Below are 15,259 nucleotides of genomic sequence, written 5' to 3'. Positions count from 1 at the left end.
CGTTCGCGCCACCGCTCTATCTGTTTGTTTCTGCCGCATTTGTGCGACGCCGGGCGATTCCGCCTGGCTGCAAAATGCTTCAGGCGCCTGCGGGCCTCGCTTGCCTTTTTTCACTCCCGGGGTCTGGCCGAGCCGTCTCAATCGAAGGCAGAGACGGTGCGGCGGGGCAAGCCCCTCCCCCTTGTGGGGAGGGGTTGGGGAGGGCTTTAACCCCGAGGAGCCGTCATGCATCTCCTCCTAGCCCAGAAAGGAACGATCGCCGACGGCAATGAGGCGATCGACCTCGGGCAAAGCCCGGCGGACATATTGTTTCTGTCGGCCGCCGATACGGAGCTCGCCTCCATCGCCGCCGCCCACCGTCGGCGCGCCGGCGCAAGGTCGCTGCGCATCGCCAGCCTGATGACGCTCATGCATCCGATGTCGGTCGACACCTATGTCGAGCGCACGGCCCGGCACGCGAAGCTGATCGTCGCGCGGCTGCTCGGCGGCGCCAGCTATTTCCGTTACGTGATCGAGGCTCTGCATGCTGCCGCCGTGGCGGGCAAGTTCCAGATCGCGGTGCTGCCGGGCGACGACAAGCCGGATCCGGGCCTTGATCCCTATTCCACAGTGTCGGCCGAAGACCGCGGGCGCCTCTGGGCCTATCTCACGGAAGGCGGTGCGGAGAATGCCGGGCTCTTCCTCGATTATGCAGAGGCGCTGATCGATCGCGGCGAGAAACCGCAACCGGCGCGACCGCTGCTCAAGGCCGGTATCTGGTGGCCGGGCAGGGGCGTGATCGGGCCTGGCGAGTGGATGCGTGTTGCCGGACAGGACGCGGAGGAGTGCCGGCCGACCGTCGCCATCTGCTTCTACCGCGCCCTCGTGCAGAGCGGGGAGACGAAACCCGTCGAAGCCTTGATCGAGGCGCTGGCCGCCGAGGGGATGCGTGCGCTCCCGGTCTTCGTCTCCAGCCTCAAGGACCAGGTATCGATCGGGACGCTCGAGGCGATTTTCGCCGAGGCTGCACCCGACGTGGTGATGAACGCCACCGGTTTCGCCGTCTCGGCTCCCGGCGCCGACCGGCAGCCGACGGTATTGGAGTCGACCGGTGCGCCGGTGCTGCAGGTGATCTTCTCCGGTTCGACGCGGGCGGCCTGGGAGGCCTCGGCTCAGGGCTTGATGGCCCGCGACCTCGGCATGAATGTTGCGCTGCCGGAGGTGGACGGGCGCGTTCTGGCGCGCGCCGTGTCCTTCAAGGCGGCTTCCGTCTACGATCCGCTCGTGGAGGCGAATATCGTCGGCCACGAGCCGGTCGCCGACCGCGTTCGCTTTGCCGCCCGGCTTGCGGCCAATTGGGCGCGCCTGCGCCGGGCGCGACCGGAGGTGCGCCGCGTCGCCATCGTGATGGCCAACTACCCGAATCGCGACGGAAGGCTCGGCAACGGTGTCGGCCTCGACACGCCCGCCGGCACCATCGAGGTGCTGAGGGCGATGGCGCAGGAAGGCTATGCGCTCGGCGAATTGCCGGGCGACGGGGATGCGCTGATGCGCTTCCTGATGGCCGGGCCGACGAATGCAGCGAGCCATGACCGGGAAATCCGCGAGACCATTTCCTTGAGCGAATACAAGGATTTCTTCTCCGGCCTTCCCAGCAAGATTCAACAGGAGGTGACGGATCGCTGGGGCTCTCCGGAGACCGATCCCTTCTTTCTCGACGGTGCCTTCGCGCTGCCGCTTGCCCGCTTCGGCGAGGTTCTCGTCGGCATCCAGCCGGCGCGCGGTTACAACATCGATCCGAAGGAAACCTATCACGCGCCGGACCTCGTGCCGCCGCATGGCTATATCGCCTTCTATGCCTATCTGCGCCAGGTTTTCGGTGCCGACGCGATCGTCCACATGGGCAAGCACGGCAATCTCGAATGGCTGCCCGGCAAGGCGCTGGCGCTGTCGGAGGCCTGCTATCCCGAGGCGATCTTCGGACCGACGCCGCATCTCTATCCGTTCATCGTCAACGATCCGGGCGAGGGCACCCAGGCCAAGCGCCGTACCAGCGCCGTCATCATCGACCATCTGACGCCGCCGCTGACGCGCGCCGAGTCCTACGGGCCGCTCAAGGACCTGGAGGCACTGGTCGACGAATATTACGAGGCGGCCGGAGGCGACCCCAGGCGGCTCAAGCTTTTGAGCCGCCAGATTCTCGATCTCGTGCGCGATATCGGTCTCGACCACGATGCCGGTATCGACAGGGGAGACAGCGACGACAAGGCGCTGGAGAAGCTCGATGCCTATCTCTGCGACCTGAAAGAGATGCAGATCCGCGACGGGCTGCACGTCTTCGGCGTCGCGCCGGAAGGGCGGCTGCTGAACGATCTCACCGTCGCACTCGCCCGCGTGCCGCGCGGACTGGGAGAGGGCGGGGACCAGAGTCTCCAGCGGGCGATTGCGGCGGATATGGGGTTGGGTCGCCCGGGGCAAATGACCCCCTCTGCCCTGCCGGGCATCTCCCCCACAAGGGGGGAGGCGGGCGCTCGCTCGTCCACAACCGCCGAACTGGAGGCAAGTCCTGCCGAAAATTCCCGCGCCCCAAGCGACAATTTTGGGGCAGAGGCTCGCCGCGAGTCACTCTCCCCCCTTGTGGGGGCCCCTTTCGACCCGCTCGATTGCGTGATGTCCGCCCCTTGGACCGGCCCGAAACCCGATCTCCTCGCAACGCTCTCGGACGCCCCCTGGCGCACCGCCGGCGATACGGTCGAGCGCATCGAACTGCTGGCGACGAAACTCGTCTCGGGCGAAACCGCTTGCCCGGGAGGCTGGAGCAACACCCGCGCCGTGCTCGACGAGATCGATGCGCAGCTCAAACCTTCGATCCAGCAGTCCGGCCGGGCGGAAATCCATGGCCTGCTCACCGGTCTCGCGGGCCGTTTCGTTGCGCCCGGGCCCTCCGGCGCGCCGACCCGCGGGCGGCCCGACGTGTTGCCGACGGGTCGCAATTTCTATTCCGTCGACAGCCGCGCCGTGCCGACGCCGGCGGCCTACGAGCTCGGCAGGAAATCGGCCGAACTGCTCATCCGCCGCTATCTGCAGGATCACGGCGAATGGCCGTCCTCCTTCGGGCTCACCGCCTGGGGCACGTCCAACATGCGAACCGGCGGCGACGACATCGCCCAGGCGCTGGCGCTGATCGGCGCCAAGCCCGTCTGGGACGTGGCCTCGCGCCGCGTGACCGGCTACGAGATCGTGCCGCTTGCCGTCCTCGGCCGCCCGCGCGTCGACGTCACCTTGCGCATTTCCGGTTTCTTCCGCGATGCTTTTCCGGAACAGATCGCGCTGTTCGACAAGGCGATCCGCGCCATCGGTGCGCTCGACGAGGACGATGCAGACAACATGATCGCGGCGCGCATGCGCGCGGAGACCCGGTCGCTCGAAGAGAAGGGCGTCGAGCCGAAGGAGGCGGCGCGGCGCGCCTCCTATCGCGTCTTCGGAGCGAAGCCCGGCGCCTATGGGGCGGGCTTGCAGGCCCTGATCGACGAGAAGGGCTGGGAGAAGCGCGGCGACCTCGCCGAGGCCTATCTCACATGGGGCGGCTATGCCTATGGCGCGGGCGAAGAAGGCAAGGCTGAGCGCAGCCTTTTCGAGGAGCGCCTGCGCTCGATCGAAGCGGTCGTCCAGAACCAGGACAATCGCGAGCACGACCTGCTCGACAGCGATGACTACTACCAGTTCGAGGGCGGCATGAGTGCCGCGGCGGAACACCTCGCGGGCCAGAGACCGGCGATCTATCACAACGACCATTCGCGTCCGGAAAAGCCGGTGATCCGCTCGCTCGAGGAAGAAATCGGCCGTGTGGTGCGTGCCCGCGTCGTCAATCCCAAGTGGATCGAAGGCGTCATGCGCCACGGCTACAAGGGCGCCTTCGAGATCGCCGCGACGGTCGACTACATGTTCGCCTTTGCCGCTACCACCGGCGCCGTGCGCGATCATCATTTCGAGGCAGCCTACCGGGCGTTCATCGCCGACGAGAAGGTCCTCGACTTCCTGCGCGAGAAGAACCCGGCCGCACTTGCCGAAATGTCGGAGCGGTTTCTGGAAGCGATCGATCGCGGTCTATGGAGCCCGCGCTCCAATTCGGCGCGATTTGAACTGAACAGCCTGTCCAGCCGTGCAGCGGAACGCCTGCACGCCGGAAACGAATAGGAGGACGCCATGAGCGATGAAACCGCAAACACCGGCGAACCGGTCGCCGAGAAGGACGAAGCCCGTCACGCCATGAAGATGGCGAAGAAGAAGACCGCCCGCGACAAGATCATGGCGACGAAGACGGACGAGAAGGGGCTGATCATCGTCCATACCGGCAAGGGCAAGGGCAAGTCGACCGCCGGCTTCGGCATGATCTTCCGCCATATCGCCCATGGCATGCCCTGCGCTGTCGTGCAGTTCATCAAGGGCGCCATGCAGACCGGTGAGCGCGACCTGATCGACAGGCATTTCGGCGATCTCTGCCAGTTCTACACGCTCGGCGAAGGCTTCACCTGGGAGACGCAGGACCGCGCCCGCGACGTGGCGATGGCGGAAAAGGCCTGGGAAAAGGCGAAGGAACTGATTCGCGACGAGCGCAACTCGATGGTGCTGCTCGACGAGATCAACATCGCGCTGCGCTATGACTATATCGATATCGCCGAGGTCATGCGCTTCCTGAAGGAAGAGAAGCCGCACATGACGCATGTGGTCCTGACCGGCCGCAACGCCAAGGAAGACCTGATCGAGATCGCCGATCTCGTCACCGAGATGGAACTCGTCAAGCACCCGTTCCGCTCCGGGATCAAGGCGCAGAAGGGTGTGGAGTTCTGAAGCCTACCATCGGCGGGGCGCTGCGCGGGGCGCATCGTCCCGCAAGTGAGCGGTCACATCCCGAGCCACAGCCTCAACGGATGCGTCGGGTCGGCAAGCAGCCGGATCGCGAGCGCGATCGAGACGATGACGAGCAGCGGCTTGATGATCTTGGCGCCCTTGGCCATGGCGTAGCGGGAGCCGACCTGCGCGCCGAGGAACTGGCCGGCTCCCATGATCAGGCCGACTTTCCAGAGCACGACGCCATAGAGGACGAAGACGGCGAAGGCGCCGAGATTGGAGCCGAAGTTCAGAAACTTCGTATGGGCGGTGGCCTTGAGGATGCCGAATCCCCCCAGCGTGACGAAGCCGAGCATGAAGAATGAGCCCGTGCCGGGGCCGAAGACGCCGTCATAGAGGCCGATCAGCGGCACGAAGGAGAGGGTGAACATCAAGCGGGTCATGCGGTGGTGCCTTTCGACATCGCCGATGTTCGGCTTGCAGCCGAAATAGAGGGCGATCGCGATCAGCAGGAAGGGCAGCACGGCTTTCAGCGCATCTCCCGGGACGACGGTCGCGAGCAGCGCACCCAGCACCGATCCCGCTGCCGACATCAGGGCCATCGGCATTTGCTCTCGCAGGTTCACATGGCCGTTCCGCGCATAGGCCATGCTCGCCGAGCCGGAACCGAAGAGCGACTGCAGCTTGTTGGTCCCCAGCGTTTCGAGCGGCGGAATCCCGGCGATCAGCATGGCCGGGATGGTGATCATGCCGCCGCCGCCGGCGATCGAATCGATGAAGCCGGCAATGAAGGCCGCAGCAAAAAGGAAGAGCAGGATGTGGAGCGCGAGATCGGGCACGGGAGAACCGGGAGCGGATGGCGACGGAATTGCTTTCGCCTTGTGTCAGAGGTCGAGGCGAAATGCAAAGGCAGGCTGCTCCGAGGTGCACGGATTGCTTTTGCCTGCGCCGTTTACGACGCCGCCATGGCGCAATCCGGTTTGACCGCCCGGATGCCCTCCGATAAAAATGAAGATCATGCGACGGCGTCCGTGCAAGCGGACTGAAAGAGCGTCCGGTGCGGCCGACCCATCCAGGGGGCCAGATCCGGTGCTGTCCAGACCGGTGCGGGCATCGACCCCAGGCCGGCGCTTCGTATGAACGCCGTCCGCTGCTGGGGTCCTGGAACCGAAACTCCCTGTGCAGCTATCAACTAAGTTGCAGCTTGCGTGTCGAGAGGCCGCGGCTGTGGGGAGCCGCACCGCATGCCTTCGGCCGAGGGACCAGCCGCCACCATTGGAAAGTTCGTACTGGGTCTCGGCTGCGAGCGCCGCACGCCGGCCGAGGAAGTGATCGCGCTTGCGGAACGGGCGCTGGCGGATGCAGGCGCCTGCGCGAGCGATCTCTCTCTGATCGTCTCCCTCGATACGCGTTCGGAGGAACCCGCCATTCACGCCGCCGGGCAGCATTTTGCCGTGCCGCTTCGGTTTTTCGACGCAGCCACGCTCGAGGCGGAGGCGGAGCGGTTGCAGAGCCCATCGGAGATCGTCTTCGCCCATACCGGCTGCCACGGCGTCGCGGAAGGGGCAGCACTTGCCGGGGCGGGACGGGATGCGGTCCTGATCGTGCCGAAAATCCGCTCGGCTCACGCAACGGCGGCGATCGCCGGCAGGCCCGATGGGCGTGCAATGCTTCGTTCGACGGGGAGTGAAAGACGATGACGGAAACCGTATTCGACGGACTGCCTCAACTCGAACCGGGGACCGTCTGGCTCGTCGGGGCGGGGCCGGGTGACCCGGGCCTCCTGACGCTGCACGCGGCCAATGCGTTGCGCCAGGCGGACGTGATCGTTCACGATGCGCTGGTGAATGGCGACTGCCTGAAACTCGCGAAGGCCGGTGCGACGCTCGAGTTCGCCGGCAAGCGTGGCGGCAAGCCTTCGCCGAAACAGCGCGACATCTCGCTCCGGCTGGTCGAACTCGCGCGTGAAGGCAAGCGGGTGCTGCGCCTCAAGGGCGGCGATCCCTTCGTTTTCGGCCGCGGTGGCGAAGAGGCGCTGATGCTCGTCGAGCACGGCATACCGTTCCGCATCGTGCCGGGCATCACCGCCGGCATCGGCGGGCTGGCCTATGCCGGCATTCCGGTGACGCATCGCGAGGTCAACCATGCCGTCACCTTCCTGACCGGTCACGATTCCTCCGGCGTCGTGCCGGACCGGATCAATTGGGAGGGCATCGCCAAGGGCTCGCCGGTGATCGTCATGTATATGGCGATGAAGCATATCGGCCAGATTTCCGCCAATCTCATCGCCGCCGGGCGTTCGGCGGACGAGCCTGTCGCCTTCGTGTGCAATGCGGCGACGCCCGAGCAGGTGGTGCTCGAGACCACGCTGTCCCGCGCCGAAGCCGATGTTGCCGCCTCGGGCCTCGAGCCGCCGGCGATCGTCGTCGTCGGCGAGGTCGTCCGGCTGCGGCCGTCGCTCGATTGGCAGGGCGCACGCAAGGGCCGGGCACTTGCGGCCGATCCGTTTTCGAGCCGCATCCTCCGGAATCCGGCATGAATGGTCTGATGATTGCTGCCCCGAGCTCCGGCTCGGGCAAGACGACGGTGACGCTCGGCCTGATGCGGGCGTTGAAACGGCGCGGGGTATTGATCGCACCGGGCAAGGCAGGGCCGGACTATATCGATCCGGCCTTTCACGCGGCCGCCAGCGGCAAGCCCTGCTTCAATTACGATCCCTGGGCGATGCGGCGGGATCTGCTCCTCGATAACGCTGCGACTGCCGCGGAAGACGGCTCGATGCTCGTCGTGGAGGCGATGATGGGCCTCTTTGACGGCGCCGCCGACGGCAGCGGCTCGCCGGCGGACCTTGCCGCGGCGCTCGGGCTCGCCGTCATCCTCGTCGTCGATTGCGCGCGTCTGTCCCACTCGGTGGCTGCGCTCGTGCGCGGCTATGCCGCTCATCGCGACGATATCCGCGTCGCCGGGGTCATCCTCAACAAGGTCGGCAGCGACCGTCACGAGACGATGCTGCGCGACGCGCTCGACCAGCTCGGCGTTTCGATTTTCGGCGTGCTCCGCCAGGACAGCGCCCTGCAATTGCCCGAACGGCATCTGGGCCTCGTCCAGGCGCGCGAACACACGGCCCTGGAGGTCTTCATCGACCATGCGGCAGCGCGCGTTGCATCCGGTTGCCATCTCGAGGCGATCCAGGCCGCAGCAGCGCCCTTGCGGGCTCGGCCGACGACCGGGGCCAAGAGGCTGAAGCCGCTCGGGCAGCGGATCGCCGTTGCCCGCGACGTCGCCTTCGCCTTCTGCTACGAGCACCTTCTCTCCGGCTGGCGCGGGCAGGGGGCGGAAATCTCGTTCTTTTCACCGCTGGAAGATGAAGCGCCCGAGGCGGGCGCCGAAGCAATCTATCTGCCCGGCGGGTATCCGGAGCTGCATGCCGGGCAGCTCGCCGCCGCCTCCCGTTTTCGTGGCGCGATGCGCAGCGCGGCCGGGCAGGGCACGCGCATCTTCGGCGAGTGCGGTGGCTACATGGCGCTCGGCGAAGGGCTTGTCGCCGCGGACGGCAGGGGTTACGAAATGCTCGGCCTCTTGCCGCTCGTCACCAGTTTCGCCGAGCGCAAGCGGCATCTCGGTTACCGGCGCGTGACGCCGCTCGATAACGCCTATTTCGATGGACCGATGACGGCACACGAATTCCACTATGCGACGATTGTTTCCGAGGGCGCGGCAGAGCCGCTCTTCGCGGTGGAGGACGCGGCCGGCCTCGATCTCGGTCGCGCCGGCCTTCGTCGCGGCCACGTCGCCGGCTCCTTCATGCATCTCATCGACCTTTCGGAGTGATCATGACCGCTCCGATCATCCATGGCGGCGGGATCACCGAAGCTGCGGCGCGCTTCGGCGGCGCACCTGACGACTGGCTCGACCTTTCGACCGGCATCAACCCGTGCCCGGTGGCGCTTCCCGAGATCGACCCGCGGGTCTGGCACCGGCTTCCCGACCGGTATCTCGAAGACACGGCGCGCGAGGCGGCGAGCCGCTATTACGGGGCCGGCGGCATAATGCCTCTGCCCGTTCCCGGTACCCAAGCGGTCATTCAACTGCTGCCGAGGCTCGTTGGCGCGAGGAAGCGCGTCGCGATCTTCGCTCCGACTTACGGCGAATACGCCCGGGTGCTGACGGGAGCCGGGCTTGCCGTGGACTTCATCGGAAGCGCCGAAGATCTCGCCGACGGGTACAGCCTCGCCGTGGTGGTGAATCCCAACAACCCGACCGGCAGGCTTTTCGCGCCGGAAGAGATTCTCGCCATGGCAGAGACGATAAAGGCGCGAGGCGGCCTCATCGTCGTCGACGAGGCCTTCGGTGATCTCGAGCCGGCGGCGAGCGTCGCTCGGCACGTCGCTGCCCATGACAACCTCGTCGTCTTCCGCTCCTTCGGCAAATTCTTCGGGCTTGCGGGCCTGCGGCTCGGTTTCGTCATCGCGGCTCCAGCCATCATCGAAACCTTCCGCGACGGGCTCGGTCCCTGGGCGGTCTCCGGTCCGGCACTCGCCATTTCGGCAAAGCTGATGCAAGCCGATACGAGTTCGATCCGCGACCGCATCCTTGAACGCAAGGCCGCACTCGATGCCGTGCTTGGCGGTGCCGGGCTCGATATCGTCGGCGGTACGGGGCTCTTCGCGCTCGTTGAAAGTGAAGGGGCATACGATCTTCATGCGGCGCTCTGCGAAGCGCATATACTGACGCGCAAGTTCGACTATAACCCGCGCTGGCTGCGGATCGGTTTGGCGGCCACCGCGGAGGGCGATCGTCGCCTTGCCGCGGCCCTGAACAGAGCAGGTGTATAAGTGTCGGCGGAAATTCTGCTCATCCTCGTCGTTGCATTGCTGATAGACCGCCTTTTGGGCGATCCGGAGTGGCTCTGGTCACGCCTCACGCATCCGGTCGTGCTCTTCGGCCAGGCGATCGGCTTGTTCGACGAGATGCTCAACGGTGCCGGCGTGACTGCCGGCCGGCTGAAGCTGCGGGGCATGGCGACCATCCTCATCCTGCTTGCAGCCAGCATCGCGGCAGGGGTGGTGCTCAACCGGCTGTTCGATGTCCTGGGGGCGATCGGCTTCGTGCTGGAGGCGGTCACCGTCGCCGTTTTCCTCGCCCAGAAGAGCCTTGCCGACCATGTGGTCCGGGTTGCCGACGGCTTGCGCAGCGGCGGACTTGCCGCCGGCCGCGAAGCGGTATCGATGATCGTCGGCCGCGATCCGAAGACGCTCGACGAGCCTGCGGTCTGCCGTGCCGCCATCGAGAGCCTCGCGGAAAACTTCTCCGACGGGGTGGTCGCTCCGGCCTTCTGGTATGCGGTCGCCGGTCTCCCCGGTCTGCTGGCCTACAAGATGCTGAACACCGCGGATTCGATGATCGGCCACAAGAGCCCGAAATACCTCCATTTCGGCTGGGCCTCGGCGCGCCTTGACGATCTCGCCAATCTGCCGGCTGCGCGGCTTTCCGTCCTCCTCGTCGCGGCGGGCGCCTATTTCAGGCGGGGCTCGGAAGCGGCGAGGGCCGCAATCGACGTCGCGCGGCGCGACCATCACTTTCATCGCTCGCCAAATTCCGGATGGCCCGAGGCGGCCATGGCGGGCGCGCTCGGCATCCAGCTTGCCGGGCCCAGGGTTTACGGTGGCGAGACGGTGGATGAGTCGATGATCAACGCCGCGGGACGCGCGGTCGCCACCGCCGCGGACATCGACACCGCCGTTTCGGTTTTCCATGCCGCCTGTCTTGCGATGACGCTTGCCTTCGCGGCCATGGCGCTTTCGTTCCTGGTCCTGTGATGCATGTCGAATTGGTGGACCGATCGACCGGAACGCAAGCCCCTGATCATCGCACATCGCGGCGGCGCTGCCCTCGCGCCTGAAAACAGCGCGGAGGCGCTGCGCGCGGCCGCGCAAGCCGGGGCCGATGCCGTCGAGACGGATGTCCGCCTGACCAGGGACGGGGCTCTCGTCTGTATCCACGACGCCGACCTGTTGCGGCTTTCAGGCGATCCGCGCGCGGTCGCCGACCTCGACCTTGCGACGCTGCGCCGGCTGCTGCCGGCGGTGATGACGCTCGAGCAGGCGCTTGCAGCCTCCGGTTCGCTGGGTGTGCTCCTGGACGTCAAGCTGATGGAGAGCACGCAGCTTCCGCTGGTCATCGATGCGGTCGCCGCCGCCAATGCGCTCGACCGCGTGATGCTGGGCCTGCGCGGCGTCGATCTCATCACTTCCGCCCGTGGCGCCAGCCAGGACGTCGCGATTCTCGCCTTTCTCGGTGAGCCGGACGCGATCCAGGCGGCAGCGCGAGCGGGCGCGAACTGGTTCCGGCTCTGGCAGGCCGCGTTGACGGCTGACCGTGCGGCGACCGTGCGGGCTGCGGCAATGCGTCTCGCGGTGATGGCCGGTCAGCCGCGGCCGGTTCCCTTGCCGGAATATCCGCCGTTTCCTGTCGGTCTCATCGATCGGGAGGGGCTGGCAAGGTTGCACGCCTTTGCTCCCGACGCGATCCTCCTCGATGACCCGCGCCTCGCTGCGGATTGTTTCCGGTAAACCCCGCTACTGCAGTCCGCTGCCGCTCAGCAATCCATGCCGGCATGACGCATCAGCGGATCGAGGTCCGGCACGGCAACGCGGCTGTTTGCCAGGCGTCCTCGGGATGGGCCTGACGGTGCACGCCAGGCCCGTCCTGCTCTACCGGAAGGCTAGCGATCGGTCGCCGTTCGGCAACACCGCTTCTCAAATCACGACGGCAAAAGGCCGTGGGGCATTGGCTTTTGCGGTGCATTTTTCTATAGGGATCGCCAAGACTCGAATTTCATGAGGTATGCGCGTGACAGCTACATTCGACAAAGTTGCCGACATCATTGCGGAAACGAGCGAGATCGATCGTGAGACGATCAAGCCGGAAAGCCATACGATCGATGACCTCGGCATCGACAGCCTGGACTTCCTCGACATCGTTTTTGCGATCGACAAGGAGTTCGGCATCAAGATTCCGCTGGAGCAGTGGACCCAGGAAGTCAACGAGGGCAAGGTCTCTACCGAGGAATATTTCGTACTGAAGAACCTCTGCGCGAAGATCGACGAGCTTCGGGCCGCCAAGGCCTGATCGATCTCCCGCTGACACGGGTTCATTCCTTGTCCGGTGCCGCCTGTCGCGCCTCGCGCTTGACAGGCGGCATCGGCATTTTTACTTGAGCGCGAAACAAACGGGATGAGCCTTCATGCTCCTTGAGTATTTCCAGATGATCGACCGGATCGATGCCGTCGATCTTGCGGCCGGCAGGCTTGTCGCGCGGTCGGTCGTGCCGGAGCAGAGCCCGGTCTTCGAGGGGCATTTCCCGGGCTATCCGCTGGTTCCCGGCGTGCTGCTCATCGAGACAATGGCGCAGGCCTCCGGCTTCCTGGTGCTCGCCGCCACGAAATTTGCCGCAATGCCGTTCCTGATGTCGGTCGACGGTGCCAAGATGCGCAGCTTCGTCGAGCCTTCCGCCGAGCTCGAGATCGAAGCCCTGTTGGAGCACGAGGGCTCGGGTTTCGCCGTAACCAAGGCGAAGATCACCTCGGGCGGCAAGAAGATATGCGACGCCCAGCTGAAGCTGAGGACGATCCCGTTCGACCAGGTGCCGCTTGGCGATATCGTCCGCAAACGTGCCGAGGAACTGGGACTGGTGGCCGCGATGGCCGGTTCGGAGAAGTGAAGATGACGAAATCCGCTAACGATGTGGTGATCACCGGCGTCGGCATCGTGACCAGCCAGGGCGTTGGAGCCGAGCCGCACGTGGCGCTGCTCGGCGCGAGCCAGTCGCCGAAGGTCAGGATCGAGACGGAACGCTTTGCCCCCTATCCGATACATCCGCTGCCCGAGATCGACTGGTCGCAGCAGATCGCCAAGCGCGGCGACCAGCGGCAGATGGAGAACTGGCAGCGCCTCGGCGTGTTTGCCGCCGGGCTCGCCCTCGACGATGCCGGGCTCAAGGACAATCTCGAAGCCTGCGGCAGCATGGACATGATCGTCGCGGCCGGTGGTGGCGAACGCGACATCAATGTCGACTCGCTGATCGTCGACGAAGCCCTGAAGCGCAACGATCGCGAGCAGCTCCTGAATGAGAAGCTCACGACCGAGCTGCGCCCGACGCTTTTCCTGGCGCAGCTTTCCAACCTCCTTGCCGGCAACATTTCCATCGTCCACAAGGTGACGGGTTCGTCGCGCACTTTCATGGGCGAGGAGGCGGCAGGCATCTCGGCGATCGAGACGGCCTTTGCCCGCATCAAGGCCGGTCAGTCGACGCACACGCTGGTCGGCGGCGCTTTTTCGGCCGAGCGCCTCGACATCGTCCTGCTCATCGAAGCGATCCAGGGCCATTCGCTTGGCGAGTGGCATCCGATCTGGTCGCGCAAGCCCGGAAACGGCGGCGGCATGATCCTCGGCTCCGTCGGCGCCTTCCTCGTCCTGGAATCGCGCGAATATGCCGAGGCCCGCGGCGCGCGCATCTATGCGACGATTGCGGCGATCGGCGGCGATCGCGGCAGCCGCGAGGACGGCCGGCTCGAGGCGCGCCTCAAGGACCTGGCGCGGCCCGCGGCGGAGTTCGATCCGCAGTCGACCGTGGTCTTCTCGGGCACCTCGGGGTTCCATGATCTTGCCCGGCGCGAGAAGGCGTTTCTCGAAACCGAGCTCGCCGGCCGGCCGATCCGCGCCTATGGCGGTCTCGTCGGCCACGGCATCGAGGCTCAGTTCCCGGTCGGCGTGGCGTTCGCTGCCCTTTCGCTCGGCCATGGAGCAGAGGTTCCCCCCTTCGATCCGGACGCGGAGGCGCCCATGACGGCGGCCGCCAAGGCCGCGGTCGTCACAACCATCGGCCATGCCCGCGGCGAAGGCATCGCCGTGCTTGCCGCTGAATAGAGGGCTTAAGCATGAGCAAGGCGTATAAGGATCACCTCGGCCGTCCGATCGTCGCGGTCACCGGCATGGGCGTCATCACCTCGCTGGGCCAAGGTCTGGAGGACAACTGGGCGGCGCTCAGCGGCGGCGTTTCGGGCATCCACAAGATCAGCCGCTTCCCGACAGAGGGGCTTTCGACGCGCATCAGCGGCACGGTCGATTTCATCGAGCTGCCGGCGGAAAACGCCGTCGAGCGCTCCTATGCGATGGCGCGCGAGACGACGTTGGAGGCGCTCGCGCAGGCCGGTCTTTCCGGCGACTTCAACGGCCCGCTTTTCCTGGCGGCGCCGCCGATCGAGCCGGAATGGAGCGCGCGTTTCGAGCTCGCCGACCGCTCGCCGCCGTCGGAGCGCCCGGGCGATGCCTACAACCGCTTCCTCGCCGCCATGCGGCAGAAGGCGGATCCGGCCTTCCATGAGGCCGTACTGTTCGGCTCGATCTCGGAGCGTCTCGCCGATCGCTTCGGCACCCGCGGCCTGCCGGTCACGCTTTCGACCGCCTGCGCCTCGGGCGCAACCGCGATCCAGCTCGGCGTCGAGGCGATCCGCCAGGGCCGCACCGACCGGGCGCTGACGGTCGCGACCGACGGCTCGCTCAGCGCCGAAGCGCTGATCCGCTTTTCGCTGCTTTCGGCGCTTTCGACCCAGAACGATCCGCCGGAAAAGGCATCGAAGCCCTTCACCAAGGACCGCGACGGTTTCGTGATCGCGGAAGGCGCCGCCACGCTCGTGCTCGAATCGCTGGAGGCCGCCGTTGCCCGCGGCGCTCGCGTCTACGGCATCCTCAGGGGCTGCGGGGAGAAGGCCGACCTCTTCCATCGCACGCGCTCCTCGCCCGATGGCGGACCGGCGATCGCGACGATCCGCGCGGCGCTTGCCGATGCCGGCATCGACGAGACCGGTATCGGCTACATCAATGCGCACGGCACCTCGACGCCGGAAAACGACAAGATGGAGTATCTGTCGATGTCGGCCGTCTTCGGCGAGCGGCTGCCGTCCATTCCGGTTTCGTCCAACAAGTCGATGATCGGCCACACGCTGACGGCCGCCGGCGCGGTCGAGGCGGTCTTCTCGCTGCAGACGATCCTTACCGGCACCCTGCCGCCGACCATCAATTACCAGAACCCGGACCCGGCGATCGTTCTCGATGTCGTGCCGAACGTGAAGCGCAGCAAGCAGGTCACCGCCGTGCTGTCGAATTCCTTCGGCTTCGGCGGACAGAACGCCAGCCTCGTCATGACCGCCGAGCCGGCTTGAGTGGTGGCGCAAGCAGTGCCCCCTCTGGCCTGCCGGCCATCTCCCCCACAAGGGGGGAGAATACAAGCGGCCTGCCCCGCGCTCCAAGCGAAACACCCCCTGCAAACGGAACGGTCGCTGGAGACGCAAACGGCGCCACATCTGTTCGCCCCCATTGTGGGGGAGGTGGCCGGCAGGCCAGAGGCGGTGAGCGCCTCCGCCAGAAA

General features: G+C 66.2%; 14 protein-coding genes. 12 read left to right on the top strand and 2 right to left on the bottom strand.

The features are described from left to right. Positions 1–225: 225 nt before the first annotated feature. Both cobN and cobO read left to right on the top strand, forming a co-directional pair. Positions 226–4,176 (top strand): cobaltochelatase subunit CobN, encoded by a 3,951-nt coding sequence (gene cobN, locus ATB98_RS11070; RefSeq protein ID WP_066873425.1) that lies wholly within the window; start codon positions 226–228, stop codon positions 4,174–4,176. 9 nt (positions 4,177–4,185) lie between these two features. Then, positions 4,186–4,830, top strand: a complete 645-nt coding sequence (gene cobO, locus ATB98_RS11065) for a cob(I)yrinic acid a,c-diamide adenosyltransferase (RefSeq protein ID WP_066873422.1) — start codon at positions 4,186–4,188, stop codon at positions 4,828–4,830. A gap of 53 nt (positions 4,831–4,883) precedes the next feature. Here the strand turns inward: cobO and ATB98_RS11060 are convergent, their stop codons facing one another. After that, positions 4,884–5,669, bottom strand: coding sequence for a TSUP family transporter (locus ATB98_RS11060; protein WP_066873418.1), 786 nt, complete (start codon positions 5,667–5,669; stop codon positions 4,884–4,886). 45 nt (positions 5,670–5,714) lie between these two features. Further along, positions 5,715–5,849: a hypothetical protein gene (locus tag ATB98_RS30345; RefSeq protein WP_268801787.1), complete on the bottom strand. Its 135-nt coding sequence runs from the start codon at positions 5,847–5,849 to the stop codon at positions 5,715–5,717. 225 nt (positions 5,850–6,074) lie between these two features. On the opposite strand from ATB98_RS30345, the gene ATB98_RS11055 reads away from it, so the two are divergent. The 10 genes from ATB98_RS11055 (at position 6,075) to ATB98_RS11010 (ending at position 15,053) form a co-directional block, all read left to right on the top strand. Then, positions 6,075–6,530, top strand: coding sequence for a cobalamin biosynthesis protein (locus ATB98_RS11055; RefSeq protein WP_066873415.1), 456 nt, complete (start codon positions 6,075–6,077; stop codon positions 6,528–6,530). Further along, positions 6,527–7,369 carry a uroporphyrinogen-III C-methyltransferase gene (gene cobA, locus ATB98_RS11050; RefSeq protein ID WP_066873411.1) on the top strand — a complete coding sequence of 281 codons (843 nt, stop codon included), beginning with the start codon at positions 6,527–6,529 and terminating at the stop codon, positions 7,367–7,369. Before ATB98_RS11055 ends, cobA begins: the two co-directional genes overlap by 4 nt. Further along, positions 7,366–8,661 carry a cobyrinate a,c-diamide synthase gene (locus ATB98_RS11045; RefSeq protein WP_066873407.1) on the top strand — a complete coding sequence of 432 codons (1,296 nt, stop codon included), beginning with the start codon at positions 7,366–7,368 and terminating at the stop codon, positions 8,659–8,661. Before cobA ends, ATB98_RS11045 begins: the two co-directional genes overlap by 4 nt. Before the next feature lie 2 nt (positions 8,662–8,663). Further along, on the top strand, positions 8,664–9,665 hold the full coding sequence (gene cobD / locus ATB98_RS11040) for a threonine-phosphate decarboxylase CobD (RefSeq protein WP_066873404.1): 1,002 nt from the start codon (positions 8,664–8,666) through the stop codon (positions 9,663–9,665). Further along, positions 9,666–10,649 (top strand): adenosylcobinamide-phosphate synthase CbiB, encoded by a 984-nt coding sequence (cbiB, locus tag ATB98_RS11035; RefSeq protein ID WP_066873399.1) that lies wholly within the window; start codon positions 9,666–9,668, stop codon positions 10,647–10,649. It abuts the gene before it with no gap. A 3-nt stretch (positions 10,650–10,652) separates the two neighbouring features. Further along, positions 10,653–11,402: a glycerophosphodiester phosphodiesterase gene (locus tag ATB98_RS11030; protein WP_066873396.1), complete on the top strand. Its 750-nt coding sequence runs from the start codon at positions 10,653–10,655 to the stop codon at positions 11,400–11,402. Between the two features lie 274 nt (positions 11,403–11,676). Beyond that, on the top strand, positions 11,677–11,961 hold the full coding sequence (locus ATB98_RS11025) for an acyl carrier protein (RefSeq protein ID WP_085938953.1): 285 nt from the start codon (positions 11,677–11,679) through the stop codon (positions 11,959–11,961). A 115-nt stretch (positions 11,962–12,076) separates the two neighbouring features. Beyond that, on the top strand, positions 12,077–12,553 hold the full coding sequence (locus ATB98_RS11020; RefSeq protein WP_066873393.1) for a 3-hydroxyacyl-ACP dehydratase FabZ family protein: 477 nt from the start codon (positions 12,077–12,079) through the stop codon (positions 12,551–12,553). A gap of 2 nt (positions 12,554–12,555) precedes the next feature. Then, positions 12,556–13,758: a beta-ketoacyl-ACP synthase gene (locus ATB98_RS11015; protein ID WP_066873390.1), complete on the top strand. Its 1,203-nt coding sequence runs from the start codon at positions 12,556–12,558 to the stop codon at positions 13,756–13,758. Between the two features lie 11 nt (positions 13,759–13,769). Continuing rightward, the gene (locus ATB98_RS11010) at positions 13,770–15,053 is read left to right on the top strand and encodes a beta-ketoacyl-ACP synthase (RefSeq protein WP_066873383.1); all 1,284 of its coding nucleotides are present in this window, start codon (positions 13,770–13,772) and stop codon (positions 15,051–15,053) included. Positions 15,054–15,259 lie beyond the last annotated feature (206 nt).

This window comes from Sinorhizobium saheli (genome assembly GCF_001651875.1).
Lineage (GTDB): Bacteria > Pseudomonadota > Alphaproteobacteria > Rhizobiales > Rhizobiaceae > Sinorhizobium > Sinorhizobium saheli.
This window is presented reverse-complemented; position numbering and strand designations above follow the sequence as displayed.

What these genes read in the sequence shown, in the direction of transcription:
- cobN (WP_066873425.1), top strand. Translation starts at nt 226, where the DNA reads ATGCATCTCCTCCTAGCCCAGAAAGGAACGATCGCCGACGGCAATGAG.
- cobO (WP_066873422.1), top strand. Translation starts at nt 4,186, where the DNA reads ATGAGCGATGAAACCGCAAACACCGGCGAACCGGTCGCCGAGAAGGAC.
- ATB98_RS30345 (WP_268801787.1), bottom strand. Translation starts at nt 5,849, where the DNA reads ATGATCTTCATTTTTATCGGAGGGCATCCGGGCGGTCAAACCGGATTG.
- ATB98_RS11055 (WP_066873415.1), top strand. Translation starts at nt 6,075, where the DNA reads ATGCCTTCGGCCGAGGGACCAGCCGCCACCATTGGAAAGTTCGTACTG.
- cobA (WP_066873411.1), top strand. Translation starts at nt 6,527, where the DNA reads ATGACGGAAACCGTATTCGACGGACTGCCTCAACTCGAACCGGGGACC.
- ATB98_RS11045 (WP_066873407.1), top strand. Translation starts at nt 7,366, where the DNA reads ATGAATGGTCTGATGATTGCTGCCCCGAGCTCCGGCTCGGGCAAGACG.
- cobD (WP_066873404.1), top strand. Translation starts at nt 8,664, where the DNA reads ATGACCGCTCCGATCATCCATGGCGGCGGGATCACCGAAGCTGCGGCG.
- ATB98_RS11030 (WP_066873396.1), top strand. Translation starts at nt 10,653, where the DNA reads ATGTCGAATTGGTGGACCGATCGACCGGAACGCAAGCCCCTGATCATC.
- ATB98_RS11025 (WP_085938953.1), top strand. Translation starts at nt 11,677, where the DNA reads ATGCGCGTGACAGCTACATTCGACAAAGTTGCCGACATCATTGCGGAA.
- ATB98_RS11020 (WP_066873393.1), top strand. Translation starts at nt 12,077, where the DNA reads ATGCTCCTTGAGTATTTCCAGATGATCGACCGGATCGATGCCGTCGAT.
- ATB98_RS11015 (WP_066873390.1), top strand. Translation starts at nt 12,556, where the DNA reads ATGACGAAATCCGCTAACGATGTGGTGATCACCGGCGTCGGCATCGTG.
- ATB98_RS11010 (WP_066873383.1), top strand. Translation starts at nt 13,770, where the DNA reads ATGAGCAAGGCGTATAAGGATCACCTCGGCCGTCCGATCGTCGCGGTC.